Origin of the sequence: Pseudoalteromonas sp. S3785, assembly GCF_005887365.1 — a bacterium.
GTDB lineage: Bacteria > Pseudomonadota > Gammaproteobacteria > Enterobacterales > Alteromonadaceae > Pseudoalteromonas.
In genome coordinates this window covers 19,556-34,183 of sequence record NZ_PNCT01000075.1, presented here as the reverse complement: position 1 = coordinate 34,183, position 14,628 = coordinate 19,556, and the positions used below count along the sequence as shown (strand labels likewise).

The window sequence follows — 14,628 nt, the reverse complement described above, 5'->3', positions numbered from 1 at the left end:
ATGCTTAAAGAATAGTAAAATTGTGTTAGATAAAAAAATGCCACTTTTAAAAGTGGCATTTTTGTTTGTAGAATCTAACAACTACAACTTTATAAATTGAATGTGCGTGATATAGCAAGCACTATACGCTCATCAGCGTAGTCGTAGTCTAGGCTTGTGTCTTCTGCAGCAATCTCAATACCAAAGCCTTCGTAGCTCGTTTGATACGCTAGGCGGTAATGGCTGTAAGATTTATCACCTTTTGGTGCATCCCACTGAAATTTATCGCCATCGAGTGAGTTTGAAATATCAAAGCTTGCACGAATGGCATGATTTGGGGCAATTTCAAAGGTGTGGGCAATCATAGAAATAACATGGCCAGCACCGGTACCAAAGTAATCCCAGCTATACCAAAAGTTAAGCTCTGTTTGACCATACTCACTTGCATAGCCAAACTTTGTGTAGGCTTCTGCGTAGTTACCATCGCTGTTATTACCTTGGTATGTGTAATAAGCAATACCGTAATCAGCGCTCACTTGCTCGTTAAGTTGCACGTATTTACCAAGGTATGCATCAAGTTCAAAATCAGTGTCATCACCAAAATCTACATTAGATGCCCATGCACCCGCATAAACACCGCTTTCGAACGCGTAATCAAGGCTTGCTTGAATTGCAGGGTCGCTATCAGTTTGTGTTACACCGTTAAAAGTATAGTCAGATGCCGCTGTAATGGTAGTTGACCAGTTAGCTGACACCGTTGTTGATAAAAGTGCGAAAGGTAGCGCTACTGCTAGTTGTTTTAATTTGTTATTCATTGTTGATCCCTAATGTACAGTTTCTATTTTTGTGTAATCGATTTTGTTTGCTTTTGGCGAACTATCTATATTGTTAACCGTTTTAAATTTGCTATAGCCAATAAACGCAGCACAGCCAAAAAACAGTGCAATTACTAACGCGCCAACCCATTGAATTTGTAGAAATTCAAGTTTAAATAACAAGGTAAGTAGCGATAAGGCCACAATATTTAGCAGCATATAGTTCATTTTACCTAAACGTTTAACCGTTAAATTAAGGTTATCAGTGTATAGGCGTATTAATGAATCAAGCGAATTAATAACAAACACTATCCCAACAAATACCATGGCAAAGTTTTTAATACCCGCTGTTGAAATACCCATTTCGTGGTAGTGATAAAGTACGCTAAACCAAATTGCAATCGGGATAGATGGGAATATCAACATTGCACCTAGCACTTGGTATGTTTTAAGGCCACCTACAAAACGAGACGTAAACTGGCCAATCATAATACTCCACGCGAACCACCAAAATAGGTAAAATTCATGGTAGTCGTTAAGCGGTAAAACAAACTCATTTATATTGGCAAAGTAAGTACCAATTTTTGCAAGGTTATTGGTAAATGCCGACATTTCGCTGTCACCAACGACAAATGCACCCACCCACATAAAGGCAATTAACGCGATAAACAACCAAGTTGTAGAAATACTTAAAAAGCGCACGTATTTAATATCTGTACTTGAGTACACAGCAAAGCAAATAGCTGCAAATACAATAAAGTAAAAGGTAGGTATAACGCTCGAGCCATCGCCTAGCTCTGGTAAGTACCAGGGTAAGTTAGAAAGCAGTAGGTAAGCCGTAAAGGCACATGTGCCAATAATAACCACGTTATTAATGAACTTAACCCATGAAATTTCGAAAAATTTAACTTTGGGCTCTATTACACAGAAATAAAAGCACGTAAGAAAGTAAAATCCCCAGATCAAGAATCCCCAGTAGCCAAACTCAATAGCCAGTGGGTTTGCAAACGCGTATTCTGGGCTTGCTTTTATGTCTGCATAACCTGCAAATTCGGTTAATGGAAACATGATTAGGCCAACGTCTAGGCCTGAGGTAAATAAGATTGCGATAAAGGTAAAAGTTCTCACTGGTGTTACGCCTACTACGCGTACGTTACCCCATTTAAATAAAATAGTGATAACTGCAAGTAGCGTAAATATAATGCCAGCACTAAGCCATATAGTCATTATCGCCCTCCCAAAATGAATAAAAGTAACTCATAAGTTCTCCGTTTTTGTTTTATTGCTTGCATAAACACCGCGTAACCAATTTACGCCGTGAGCCACTGCAAGTTGAACGTGCCCTACATCGTGTTAGGCACGTTATGGCTTAATTAAATCTCGCTATTACGTTGCGTTGTTTGCCAATTACTGCTTATGGTAACGTCCACAGATGCTTGCGGTAACGGTGTTTTACCTAAAATTAGATCTGCTGCTTTTTCTGCAACCATAATTGTAGGGGCATTTAAGTTACCATTTGGTACCGTTGGGAAGATTGACGAGTCAACAACACGTAGCCCTTCAATACCATGAACTTGGGTATTAGAATTAACCACGGCCATGTCATCTTCGCCCATTTTGCAAGAACAAGATGGGTGATAGGCACTTTCTACTGCTTGGCGTACAAAGGCATCTATTTCTTCGTCGGTTTGAATGTGCTTACCTGGTTGAATTTCTTCATCGCGGTAGTCATCAAATGCACTTTGCTCAATAATGTCGCGAGTTAGGCGCACACACGCTCTAAAACCTTCAATATCGTCTTTATGCTGTAAGTAGTTAAATAAAATTTTTGGCGGTTGCTCTGGATTAGCTGATTGAATAGTCACACTACCACGGCTTTTAGGTTTGTTATGACCTACATGTACCTGAAAACCATGACCCGCAAATGCACTGCGCCCGTCGTAGCGCATCGCCGCTGGTAGAAAGTGATACTGAATATCTGGCCACTCAACGTCAGGTTTTGAGCGAATAAACGCACACGACTCAAAGTGATTGGTTGCACCTAAGCCTTTTCGGGTCAGCAGCCATTTAGCGCCAATTAAGCCTTTAGAGAACAGGCCTAATTTACCGTTTAAGGTAATAGGTTGCTTACACTTGTACTGAAAGTAAAACTCAAGGTGATCTTGCAAGTTTTGACCAACGCCTGGTAAGTGATGTTTTACCTCAACACCGGCTTCTTCAAGTATGGCTTTATCGCCAATACCCGAAAGCTGTAAAATATGCGGTGAGCCAATTGGGCCTGCACTTAATACAACGTCTTTAGTAGCATGCGCCGTTTTAAGCGTGCCATTTACTGTATATTCAATGCCTGTGGCTTTTTTGCCTTCTAAAATTACTTTTTGTGCTAACGCACCTGTAATAACGGTTAAGTTACTGCGAGATTTTACTGGGTCTAGATATTCGCGTGAGGCGGAGCTGCGCACACCATCTTTTACAGTCATATGCATAGGGCCAAAGCCTTCTTGCTGCGCTGCGTTGTAATCGTCTGTGTGTGCATATCCAGCTTGTACACCTGCTTTTATAAAAGTGGTGTAAAGCGGGTTCTGCATTTCGTTACCGTTATTAACACCAAGCGGGCCTGTGCCACCACGGTGCGCATTTTCGCCTAAATAAAAGCTTTCTGCTTTTTTGAAGTAAGGTAAGCACGACTGATAATCCCAGCCGTTAGCACCGTGTTGCTGCCACTCGTCAAAATCTTTCGCATGGCCTCGTACGTACACCATGCCATTAATTGATGACGAGCCGCCTAACACTTTACCGCGTGGGCAGTGCATTTCACGGTTATCTAAATACGGCTCAGGCTGAGTGTGAAACTGCCACGCGTATTTATCTGTATTCATAGGAATAGAGAGCGCCGTTGGCATTTTTATAAATATACTTTTATCGCTACCACCGGTTTCTAGCAATAGCACTTTATTGTTTGTATCTTCAGATAAGCGATTTGCAAGTACACAACCTGCAGAACCGGCGCCAACAATAATATAGTCGTAAGTGTTACTCATAGTTGCCACCTTAAAACGGGCTTTCTATGTCGGCCATGCCCACATAAATAGACTTAGTTTGCGTGTAATGATCAAGCGTTTCTATGCCATTTTCACGGCCAATACCTGATTGCTTGTAACCACCAACAGGCATTTCAGCAGGTGAATTACCGTAAGCATTAATCCAACATATACCGGCTTCTAATTGGTGAATAACACGATGCGCCCGTTTAATATCGCTAGTAAATACGCCAGCGGCTAAACCAAGATGTGTACCATTAGCACGCGCAATTACATCATCTTCGTCTTCAAAAACAAGCACGCTCATAACTGGGCCAAAAATTTCTTCTTTGACGATAGTCATGTCATCGTTGCAATCGGTAAATACCGTAGGTGCTACAAAGTAACCATTAGGCGCTGATTCAGGAGAAAGCGTAGTACCGCCAGTCAATAGTGTTGCACCTTGGTCTTTACCGCTTTGTATATAGCTCATTACCAATTCTTGATGCTTTTTAGAGATTAGTGCACCAAAGTTAGTATTTAAATCTTGTGGATCGCCAGCAATAATATTTTGCTCAGTACGTGTTTTAAGCTCATCAATAAACTGCTGATATACATTTTTATGAACGTAAATACGGGTACAGTTAGTACAAATTTCACCTTGGGTATAAAAGTTACCTAACATAGCTGCACTGACGGCTTGCTCAATATTGGCATCTTCAAACACTAATAAAGGTGATTTACCACCTAACTCCATTGTTACGTCTTTTAATGTGCCCGCAGCGCTTGCCACTACTTTTTTACCTGTGCCTACTTCACCCGTAAACGATACTTTGTCTATTTCACTGTGAGAGGTTAACCACTGACCTACATCACCCGCACCTTGCACAACGTTAAATACGCCGGCAGGTACACCTGCTTCAACAAAAATTTCAGCAAGTTTAATCGCACCTAAAGGGGTTTCTTCTGAAGGCTTAAAGATAAACGCATTACCTGCGGCAAGGGCAGGGCCCGATTTCCAACAAGCAATTTGCAGTGGGTAGTTCCATGCACCAATACCAGCACAAATACCTAATGGCTCTTTGCGAGTATAGTAAAAGTCTTCGCCAACCATTTGCTGCTGGCCAACTTGCGCTGGTGCTAAGCCGGCAAAGTATTCAATTACGTCTGCGCCTGTTTCTATATCAACGCAGTTAGCTTCTTGCATTGGTTTACCTGTATCTAGCACTTCAACTAAGGCAAGCTGGTCATTACGCTCACGCAATAAAGCAACCGCCTTTAATAAAATACGGCTACGTTCTATAGGGCTCATTTTTGACCATTGAGCAAAGCCTTGTTTTGCACTCTCGATAGCTGCGTTTTGAATAAATTCGTCGGCAACTTCTACCGAGTAAATAACTTCATCTGTGGCTGGGTTTTTTACATCAAAAGTTTCACCACTTTGGTTTGCAAGGAAGTGGCCATTAATAAAGTTTTGATAGACAGGTGTAGTCACGCTAGGCTCCATATTGCTTGATGAGTGAATGTACATAGCTTTTCGCTAATGTTTCACTGTGTTTAAATTGGTTTTCGTCAGATTGACTTAATACTGCTCTTAACCATAGGCCATCAATCATGGCGGCGCTAAGTTCTGCAGCTTGTTTTGCTTGCTTTACGGGCATTAGTTGCTTAAAAGAAAATGCTAAATTACTTTGCAAGCGATTACTGTTTACATTTTGCAGCCTGTGCAGCTCTTGATCGTGCATTGACTGCGCCCAAAAACTTAACCACGTACGTGTGGTGTCATTGCGCTGTTGAACAAGTGCAAAGTTGGCCTCAACAATAAACATCAAACGCTCAATTGCGCTTGTGGATGGCTCAACTTTTTCAATTAATTCATTTTTTAAATTCGATAACAAATACCTAACGGTTGCCTCTATTAACCCCTGCTTGCCACCAAAGTAATGGCTAATAATGCCAGATGATAAACCTGCATTTTTACTAATGGTGTTAATGGTTGTTCCTTGCAAACCGCGCTGTGCTACTGACTCAATAGTCGCGTCAATTAGCTGCTGACGCCTGACAGGTTCCATTCCGACTTTAGGCATAATTTTTATTAATTGAACGTTCAATAAAGATAAGCTTAATGTAATAGCTCTAACAATTCAAGGCGAAAGTAAACAACCAGATACCAAGATGTAGATGGATTATTAATAAAAACGGGTTAATTTGTAGTTGTGCCTCATGCCGGTCTTTATAAATAAAATTGCATACATTCAATGGTTTACACTTAAAATTTTAAATGGTAAAAATAGTAAGGATTTGTTTACGGGGTATGAGTAATAAAAAAGATAAATATTCGTTAGAATGGTAATAGTTAGAGTACGAAGGGTATTTTAAATAGACAAACATAACCATTTTACACGTTTAATTAGTGTACTAATTAAAAATACTAGCAGTGTATACTGGTTAGAAAAGAGAAGCTTAATGTTATAAAAGGCGTGTAAATTAGGTGCTATTAATAACGCCTTTAAATAATAGCGGATAGCGTCTAAGGCGATTACCTATGTAATCATCGGCTAAGATTTGTTGACAGATAAAGTTAACGTCGTTACTGGCTTCAAACACCCAATCAAAGCGTTCTATGGCCAGCAAAAAACCGCGTTTAAGGTAGGTTTGTTCGCGATATTCATCTAGATTTTGACGAACTATATCGAGCTTTTCTGGGTGCGCTTGTAGCTCCGCAATTACCTGGTTTATAAACGAGGTGGTTTGCTTGTTTGTGGTGCGTTTACGAATGCGTCTTGGCTGCATTATTCCTCATTAGCAATGTTATATAGTTTTTTTAGAAAGTCGTCTTTGTGTTTTTCATGCTCATAATCAAGATGGTAAGCATTATGAAATCCAAAGCGCAATAATACGCCGCTACCTTCTAAGTATATTGTGTAGCCGTCAATGTCAGAGTAAGCGGTAACTCCCTGGTAGTGTTTACCAATATCGTTTTGCTTACCGCGCTTTTGAATACGTTCATACACAGAAAGGATCTGCTTATTATCGAGTTCGTTTTTCATCATTCACCCTTAGCTATTTCAATCTATTACGTTTTATATATGAGGGACGATCATCGTAAAAACAATCAAATAATGGATATTTTACGATGACTTTATGAGAGCACTTATCGCTGTTTAATAGCAGGGCGCGTTTATTTCAGCAGTGCTTAACGCTAAAGGGGGTTTTAATTGTTAGGGCTTAAACGTACTATGCTGCGTGGCGTAAAGTTTGCGTTATAGCAGTAAAGCGCTTTAAGTGAGTATTTTAGGCGTTTTGGGGCCGGTTAACAGCCATTTGTTTAAAGCTTAGTCAACATTGAGACTTTAATAATGAGCTATTTCCTACAAATAGCATTATTCGGCCCGCAGGGCTCATTTAAAGGACAAGCAACTCTTTTATCTGTTTGAATGTCGATGAGGAGCACTACCTTACCTCATTCTTACATGAATGCAGCATTAGAATAACGAAGGCGCAGTTATCTAGCCCATTAAGTTACAAACTTAGTACGCCATTTACCTGCCCATATATTAAATAAGCTTAAACCCGCAACGGTTAATATGACCAAATAAAAAACGCAGTTGGAATGAGCAACTGCGTTGGCGTGTATAGGTACAAGCCAGCGTACCTATAACGAGGAACTTAGTTTACTAGCTTGTTAATACTTGGCTGTGCATGTGCTCGTTTAATACAACGACCTCAGCGCGCTTAAAAAAGTTAAAATCGGTTGCCGTAGCAAGTGTGTAAGCCCCCATCATACGGCTAATAATTAAATCACCGTTATTAAGTTTTGGCAGCATAATTGAATCACTTATTACATCTATACTGTCGCATGTGGGGCCTGCTAGTACTGATTCAAATCGCTCGCCGTCTTGTTTGGCACTATCTATAGGATAAGCTGCCTCATCAAACATTAAACCGCTAAAGGAGCCATATATGCCATCATCTAAGTAGTACCATGTTTTACCTTCGCGCGTTGCTTGTCCCATTACAGAGGCAACACTGGTTACACTACTTGCTACAATAAAACGCCCAGGCTCAGCAATAATTTGCATCGTTTCTGGTAATTGTGCCAGCGCGCTATTAATTGGCGCACAAAATACATCAATTGGTAGCACATCCGCACTGTACGGTACAGGAAACCCACCACCAATATCTAGCGTACTAAGTGCTGGTAACCCTAACTCAGCCACCCGTTTAACTACTTTTGCAGATGCATTTATTGCTTCAACGTATTTAGTTGGGTTAGGTGATTGCGAGCCAACATGAAACGATAATCCTTTAATACGAATACCTAGTTGCTGAGCAAGGCTAATAATGTCGATTCCCGCCTCTGGGCTGCAGCCAAACTTTTTAGATAAATCAGCAAATGCATCTTTATTACGAAAGCTTAAGCGCACTAAAATTTCAGCTTGGTCTTTGTAGGTAATAAACTTTTCAAGTTCGTTAATGTTATCCACCACAAATACGGTACAGCCGTAGGCAAGTGCGTCGCGAATGTCACTGTCGCGCTTAATTGGGTGCGTGTGAATTGTACGCTCGCTTGGTACGCCTTGGCTTGCTACTAAGTCAACTTCGCCGCTGGTTGCTAAATCAAAGCTTGCGCCTTCTTCTAGCAAAGTGCGCACTACAGCAGCATGCGGTAAAGGCTTTAAAGCAAAATGTAACACAACGCCAGGCAGTGCATGTTTAAGTGCACGGTATTGAGAGCGTATAGCGTCGCAGTCAAGCACCACCAGAGGTGCGCCAAATTGTGCAGCAAGTTGTTCAATGTGAGCAGTACTCAGTTGCGCGTAATCAATTGCTTGGTTTGCAGCAACTGCTGCAGGTACTTTAGTTACGGTGTCTTGTCGTTGTGTTGATAAAGCCATTTTATTTTCCGAGTCAATTAAGCAACTGCTCGGGTAGGGTGTATCCACGAGTCAGTTGAGTGAGATCAATAGTGCAAACGCACAGTCAAATTCACTCTTGGATAGTTGCTCTATCGCCTTGCTACAAACGGGAGTTGTAATGTACTCGGATTGGCTATCATCAAGAAGCGGCGAGATAATAATGTAGGTTTTTATATAGCGCAATAAAAATTTTTAATAAATTTAAAATAATTTATTTTATATTAAGATCATGGGGTTACGTTGATTTATGCTGTTTATCTTGACGATTGATTTTACTCATCAGTGGTTAAGTATACGTGCTCTTGAGAGTAAGCAAGCATCATAGCGCTAGATGTATCAGCACTATAGGCTTGCTGTAAACTTTTTTGTAAGCGCTCGTAAATCTCGGGGGTCTTCATTAAAATATTGATGGTTTTTATTACTTTTTCGCCAAGCTCTGTCTTACTACATGCAAAGTATCCATTAACAAATTCTGGAAATTCAGCTATTTCCCGGCTATCAATTTGTTTTAATTGCTCAGAGGTGAGTGCATCAAGGACGTTAACCTCGTAATCGACAATCATGTCTATTCTATTATGAATGAGAAGTTGAGGCAATTGAGAGCTGGTATCTTCTGAGCTTATCGCAGCAATTTGGTCTCTATACTTCGTTAAAACAGGCTCAAGCTTTTGATAGCTCGTTCCCGAGTCTACGGCAAGAGTAAAATCCTTTTCTAGTAATTGGGCTACGTGGACTCGTTCAGGAAAGCTTTGTAAAGTGCGTTTAAAAGCATATATTTTTCGCTGCTCGTAAATTGTGGTGGGTATATCTGAGAATAAAATATGTTTTTCGCGCTCGGGCGTTTTTATAATATCGTAACTGCATACTGCTTCAGTGCCCATAAGTCGCTTAATTAAACGGGCTTGATTGGTCCACTGCAATTTAGTATCAATTGTGTGGTTAAGCAGGCTTTCGAACGTTTTATCTGAGTTTAAAAAGCCATCAGTAGACGCATTCGCTCTTGAGAGTAATGTAAGGGGGTCATTTGCATGGCTCAATGGTGATAAAAGCAGTACATGCAAGATAATCAAAAATTTAGTAAATACAGGCATAAAACTTAGTGTAAATGTTCTAAATATTTTTGTCATAAAAAAAAGCCCAAACGGGCTTTTTTTAAGTTAAAACATTAAGGCATGCCTTAATTTATCGCGCATTAGTGCTTTCAAAAATTTTATCAGCAGAGGCTGCCACAAACCCCGTGTAAAGCTCGCCATCAGCTTTAGGGTACCTAATGGCAAACTCATAAAAACAGCTAGGGATGCGCAGTTCGCCGTCGCTAAAGGTGACAGCGTAATCGTCTGCAAGGGTTGATGATTGCTCTAGTAACACCTCTGGTGAGCCTTTTACTTCGCCACCAGATGTATTAAGCGCAAAGCCTGCATTTTTAAGCGCCTGATTAACATCATGAATGTTATCAAACTTAGCAAGCATATTAATATTTACAGTAAAATGATTTGCACGGTAACCCCATGCCGACATCCACGCTGCGTACTCACTTTCCGCGAGTAACTGTTTGTAAGTGTCGCTACTTACTTGCCAATGGGTGCCTGAATATAAAAAGTTATCGGCAGTGACTGCGTTTTCATCTATTTGCGCAACCATATCTGTCACAATGGCTTGTAACCCTGGAGAACACTTTTCAACTAATAGCTCAGAAATAAATACTTTAGGTTGTTTTGGGTCGCTATGCTCATAATGTTTAGCGTATAACTTTTTAGCTTCAAAGTGGTATTCGCCACACTCTGTGTAACCAAGCGCTAAAAAGTGAGCTGCTAGCTTTTCTAGGCCTACTTTTTCAATATTAAAGGTACGCAGCGCAATATGGTCGTTAATAATGTCATCTTTTTGCGTTGAGCCCAGAAGGTCATGAATTTTATCTGCCGATGGGGTAACAGCTAAATAGTTATCCCATAGATTTTCAAATAATGTATTTACGTTGGTGTGCATGTTAAATCCTTAAATTGGGTTATTCACTTATTCAATTACTAAACCTGGCGCTAAAGTTTGTGGCATGTTTACCTTATCGGCTTCAACTGATGCGACAGGGTAAGCGCAGTAATCAGCTGCATAATACGCACTTGCTCTGTGGTTACCACTTGCGCCAATGCCGCCAAACGGTGCTGCACTAGAAGCACCCGTAATAGGGCGGTTCCAATTGACGATGCCGGCACGAATGCGCTTTAAAAAGTGGCTGTAATCATCTTCGTTATCGCCAAGTAAGCCCGCAGATAAACCAAAACTGGTGTTATTAGCCTCTGCTATTGCACTGTCAAAGTCGTTGTAGCGGTACACTTTTATAAGCGGGCCAAAGTGTTCTTCATCGACCATGTTGATGATGTTAGTTACATCAATAATACCTGGGCTTACAAACCCAGTGCCTGCTTTAAGCTGCTTAAGCTCAACAAGTATCTCAGCGCCTTGTTTAACTAGGTCAGCCTGCGCTGCAACCATACCCAGTGCGGCTTTTTCACTAATCATGGCACCCATAAATGGCTGGTCAGTTGCAAAACTGTCGTCAACAACAATGTTTTTTGTTGCGCTAATAAGTTTTTCTAAAATAGCATCGCCATTGGTTGAATTCTCTATAAACACGCGGCGCGCACAGGTACAGCGCTGGCCAGAAGTAATAAAGCCCGATTGAATAATATCGTGAGCTGCAGCGCTTACATCGGCTACATCTTTAATTATTAGTGGGTTATTACCGCCCATTTCAAGCGCTAATATTTTACCTGGGTGACCTGCAAACTGTTTATGTAATAAATGACCTGTGTTTGAGCTGCCAGTAAAAAATAAGCCGTCTATGTTTTGATGCGAAGCAAGTGCTTTACCTGTTTCTATTTCACCTTGCACTAAATTAATAACACCTGCTGGCAAGCCCGCTTTTAACCAAAGTGATAAAGTAAATTCAGCAACGTGAGGGGTTAGCTCAGACGGTTTAAATACTACGGTGTTACCCGCTAAAATAGCCGGAACTATATGGCCATTAGGTAAATGTCCAGGAAAGTTATATGGCCCAAATATAGCCACAACGCCGTGTGGTTTATGGCGTATAAAGGCTTTAGCTCCGGGCATTGGGTTTTCTGTTGTACCGGTGCGCTCATTATAGGCTTTGATTGAAATGGCTACTTTACCAGTCATAGCGCCTACTTCTGTGCGTGTTTCCCAAAGTGGCTTGCCGGTTTCGCGCGCTATAATGGTTGCAAATTCTTCGCTATGTTCTTTTAATTGTGCGACAAAGTTTTCAAGTATGGTTATGCGCGACTCAATTGGTGTATCTGCCCATTGTATTTGTGCGGCTCTAGCTGCATTGATTGCAGCATCTACTTGATCAGCGGTTGCGCCATTACCTTGCCATACAACTTCGCCGTTACTCGGGTTAACAGAACTAAAAGCGGGGCCTTGGCCTGTATGCCATTGGTTATTTATAAGATGTGTGTTCATATATGTTTTACAGGCGGAAAAAACGCGCTGCATCTCCTTGGGATAAATTAAGGGCATTAGCCACTTCTTGGCTTATTACTAAGGTGTGTTTAGCGTGGTTATAGTGGGCGTGCTGGGTAAAGGTAGCTCTGAATCCACTTACACCTTGGTTGCAAACGGCAAGTGTATCTGAGCTGTGTTGGCTAATATGCTCGAGCTCACCAATTGTAATGGGGCATACTTGAGATTCACGAATACTACGAATATTACCAAGCTTTGCCTCTACGGTTGGCCCTGCATCGAATAAATCAACATAGCCACGATGCTCAAATCCCTCTTTTTCAAGCAGCTTGAGTGCAGGTTTAGTTTTTTCATGCACGTTACCAATCACCGCTTGAGCTTTGTTACTTAATAAATTGACGTAAATAGGGTATTTAGGCATTAGCTCACTAATAAATACCTTATCGCCAAGCCCCACTAAGTGATCGGCCTGAGGAAACTCAATACTAAAAAAGTGCTCTTGCAACCACTGCCAAAACGGTGAATGGCCGTCTTCGTCACTTACACCGCGCATTTCAGCTATCACGGTATCGGCAAAGCGTTCGCTGTGCTGCGCCATAAATAAAAAGCGTGAACGAGATAAAAAGCGGCCGGTTAACCCTTTTCGGCTGTTTTCGCGTAAAAACAAAGTACATATTTCAGAGCATCCGGTGTAATCGTTGCACATGCTTAAAATATCAACGGTGTTATAAACATTTAGTGTAGGTGAGTGGTGTACTGTTTTACCTAAATGATAATGATACAGTGGCACCGATAAGCCCACTGCGGCTTCTATGGCGGTTGTGCCTATGACCTCACCTGTTTCACTGTCTTCTAGAACAAATAGGTAGCTTTCATCAAGTGGTTGATTGATATTTTTTGCAAAGCTTTTTTCTGCGCGCGCTATTTTATCATTTAATAACTGGTCATCGACAGGTAGTGAGGTAAACCCATGGCCTGATTCAAGTGCAATCTGCTTAAGTGCAGCAAAGTCTTTTGTTGTAATAGGACGTAATACTTGCATTTATTACTTTCTCCAACAGCGCGCCTTGCGGCGCGCCTATGTCAATTAGCCGTTTACTACGTCGCTTACTGCTTTTTCAAAGCGTGCTAGGCCTTCTTTAATATCTTCAACTGGAATAACTAAAGATGGGGTAAAACGAATCACGTTCATGCCAGCTACTAGATTCATTAAGCCATTGTTAGTACTAGCAACTAAAAAGTCACGGGCGCGGCCTTCAAACTTATCGTTTAATACCGCACCAATAAGTAAACCTTTACCACGTACTTCACTGAATACATTGTATTTTTCGTTAATAGCGTTTAAACCATCGCGGAATAACTGCTCGCGCTCTTTAACGCCATTTAATACATCAGGTGTGTTTACTGTATCAAAGGCAGCTTCTGCTACGGCACAGGCAAGTGGGTTACCACCATACGTAGAGCCATGAGTACCTACTTTTAAGTGCTCTGCGATATGAGTACGCGTGATCATAGCGCCAATTGGAAAACCACCGCCTAACGCTTTAGCCGTAGTTAAAATATCAGGCACTACGCCTAAGCCTTCGTATGCGTATAAATCACCCGTGCGGCCAACGCCTGTTTGCACTTCATCAAAAATAAGCAGTGCATTGTGCTTAGTACATAACTCGCGTACTTTTTTAGCAAATTCATCTGTTGGTGAAATAATACCGCCTTCACCTTGCAGTGGCTCCATCATTACTGCACATGTTTTATCACTAATAAGTGATTCAAATGCTGCAATATCGTTGTAATCACAATGCATAATGTCGCCAGGTTTAGGGCCAAAGCCATCAGAGTAAGCTGCTTGTCCGCCCACTGTTACGGTAAAAAATGTACGGCCGTGAAAGCCTTTGTTAAACGCAATGATTTGTGATTTTTCTTCGCCGTGTTCGTCAAGTGCAAAGCGACGAGCAAGCTTAAGAGCTGCTTCGTTGGCTTCTGCACCTGAGTTTGCAAAGTACACTTTGTCTGCAAACGTCGCTTCAACCATTTTTTGTGCTAAACGTAGGGCAGGCTCGTTAGTCATTACATTTGATAAGTGCCAAATTTTCTCGCCTTGCTCTTTTAATGCAGACACAAGCGCTGGGTGACAGTGGCCTAAACAATTAACGGCAATACCGCCTGCAAAATCAATAAACTCATTGTTATTTTGATCCCACACACGTGACCCTTCGCCGCGCACAGGAATAACTGCCGACGGATTGTAGTTTGGCACCATTACATCGTTAAATAAGTCTCTTGTTACTTGCATTATGTACACCTAAAAATTGTAAAAATTGAATAAAGATTAGCAAAATAAAAACGTTAGCGTTTTCTCAGCTAGGTAATTTTTGTTATTGATGGTTATTATCGAAGGTTGTAGGTTAAATTTGC

13 protein-coding genes are annotated in these 14,628 nt (G+C 41.1%); all 13 read right to left on the bottom strand.

Going from position 1 to position 14,628, the window contains the following annotated elements; translation table 11 throughout:
- Nucleotides 1–89 precede the first annotated feature (89 nt).
- Entirely contained in the window at nt 90–794 is a 705-nt protein-coding gene (locus CWC17_RS16745) for a TorF family putative porin (protein ID WP_138614155.1), read from the bottom strand.
- Nucleotides 795–803: 9 nt separating this feature from the next.
- Complete coding sequence (locus CWC17_RS16740; protein ID WP_138614153.1) at nt 804–2,021, bottom strand: BCCT family transporter; 1,218 nt, start codon at nt 2,019–2,021, stop codon at nt 804–806.
- 146 nt (nt 2,022–2,167) lie between these two features.
- Nucleotides 2,168–3,835, bottom strand: coding sequence for a choline dehydrogenase (gene betA / locus CWC17_RS16735; protein WP_138614151.1), 1,668 nt, complete (start codon nt 3,833–3,835; stop codon nt 2,168–2,170).
- Nucleotides 3,836–3,845: 10 nt separating this feature from the next.
- Nucleotides 3,846–5,309 (bottom strand): betaine-aldehyde dehydrogenase, encoded by a 1,464-nt coding sequence (gene betB, locus CWC17_RS16730; protein WP_138614149.1) that lies wholly within the window; start codon nt 5,307–5,309, stop codon nt 3,846–3,848.
- 1 nt (nt 5,310) lies between these two features.
- Nucleotides 5,311–5,886: a transcriptional regulator BetI gene (betI, locus tag CWC17_RS16725; RefSeq protein WP_138540382.1), complete on the bottom strand. Its 576-nt coding sequence runs from the start codon at nt 5,884–5,886 to the stop codon at nt 5,311–5,313.
- 415 nt (nt 5,887–6,301) lie between these two features.
- Complete coding sequence (locus CWC17_RS16720; RefSeq protein WP_055013704.1) at nt 6,302–6,607, bottom strand: hypothetical protein; 306 nt, start codon at nt 6,605–6,607, stop codon at nt 6,302–6,304.
- Nucleotides 6,607–6,864, bottom strand: coding sequence for a DUF3081 domain-containing protein (locus CWC17_RS16715; protein ID WP_055013703.1), 258 nt, complete (start codon nt 6,862–6,864; stop codon nt 6,607–6,609). Before CWC17_RS16715 ends, CWC17_RS16720 begins: the two co-directional genes overlap by 1 nt.
- Before the next feature lie 627 nt (nt 6,865–7,491).
- Nucleotides 7,492–8,712 (bottom strand): type III PLP-dependent enzyme, encoded by a 1,221-nt coding sequence (locus tag CWC17_RS16710; protein WP_138614147.1) that lies wholly within the window; start codon nt 8,710–8,712, stop codon nt 7,492–7,494.
- Nucleotides 8,713–9,005: 293 nt separating this feature from the next.
- A complete protein-coding gene (locus CWC17_RS16705; protein ID WP_138614145.1) occupies nt 9,006–9,860 on the bottom strand; it encodes a transporter substrate-binding domain-containing protein in 855 nt (284 codons plus the stop codon).
- 55 nt (nt 9,861–9,915) lie between these two features.
- Nucleotides 9,916–10,719 carry a DUF1338 domain-containing protein gene (locus tag CWC17_RS16700; protein WP_138614143.1) on the bottom strand — a complete coding sequence of 268 codons (804 nt, stop codon included), beginning with the start codon at nt 10,717–10,719 and terminating at the stop codon, nt 9,916–9,918.
- A gap of 27 nt (nt 10,720–10,746) precedes the next feature.
- Nucleotides 10,747–12,213, bottom strand: coding sequence for a succinylglutamate-semialdehyde dehydrogenase (gene astD / locus CWC17_RS16695; protein WP_138614140.1), 1,467 nt, complete (start codon nt 12,211–12,213; stop codon nt 10,747–10,749).
- Between the two features lie 7 nt (nt 12,214–12,220).
- Nucleotides 12,221–13,255: an arginine N-succinyltransferase gene (gene astA / locus CWC17_RS16690; protein ID WP_138614138.1), complete on the bottom strand. Its 1,035-nt coding sequence runs from the start codon at nt 13,253–13,255 to the stop codon at nt 12,221–12,223.
- A 45-nt stretch (nt 13,256–13,300) separates the two neighbouring features.
- A complete protein-coding gene (locus CWC17_RS16685) occupies nt 13,301–14,506 on the bottom strand; it encodes an aspartate aminotransferase family protein (protein ID WP_138614136.1) in 1,206 nt (401 codons plus the stop codon).
- Nucleotides 14,507–14,628 lie beyond the last annotated feature (122 nt).

Excerpts from the sequence above, each read along its gene's own strand:
- CWC17_RS16720 (WP_055013704.1), bottom strand. The coding sequence starts at position 6,607 with ATGCAGCCAAGACGCATTCGTAAACGCACCACAAACAAGCAAACCACC.
- CWC17_RS16710 (WP_138614147.1), bottom strand. The coding sequence starts at position 8,712 with ATGGCTTTATCAACACAACGACAAGACACCGTAACTAAAGTACCTGCA.
- betA (WP_138614151.1), bottom strand. The coding sequence starts at position 3,835 with ATGAGTAACACTTACGACTATATTATTGTTGGCGCCGGTTCTGCAGGT.
- CWC17_RS16700 (WP_138614143.1), bottom strand. The coding sequence starts at position 10,719 with ATGCACACCAACGTAAATACATTATTTGAAAATCTATGGGATAACTAT.
- astA (WP_138614138.1), bottom strand. The coding sequence starts at position 13,255 with ATGCAAGTATTACGTCCTATTACAACAAAAGACTTTGCTGCACTTAAG.
- CWC17_RS16745 (WP_138614155.1), bottom strand. The coding sequence starts at position 794 with ATGAATAACAAATTAAAACAACTAGCAGTAGCGCTACCTTTCGCACTT.
- CWC17_RS16715 (WP_055013703.1), bottom strand. The coding sequence starts at position 6,864 with ATGAAAAACGAACTCGATAATAAGCAGATCCTTTCTGTGTATGAACGT.
- astD (WP_138614140.1), bottom strand. The coding sequence starts at position 12,213 with ATGAACACACATCTTATAAATAACCAATGGCATACAGGCCAAGGCCCC.
- CWC17_RS16705 (WP_138614145.1), bottom strand. The coding sequence starts at position 9,860 with ATGACAAAAATATTTAGAACATTTACACTAAGTTTTATGCCTGTATTT.
- betI (WP_138540382.1), bottom strand. The coding sequence starts at position 5,886 with ATGGAACCTGTCAGGCGTCAGCAGCTAATTGACGCGACTATTGAGTCA.
- CWC17_RS16740 (WP_138614153.1), bottom strand. The coding sequence starts at position 2,021 with ATGACTATATGGCTTAGTGCTGGCATTATATTTACGCTACTTGCAGTT.
- CWC17_RS16685 (WP_138614136.1), bottom strand. The coding sequence starts at position 14,506 with ATGCAAGTAACAAGAGACTTATTTAACGATGTAATGGTGCCAAACTAC.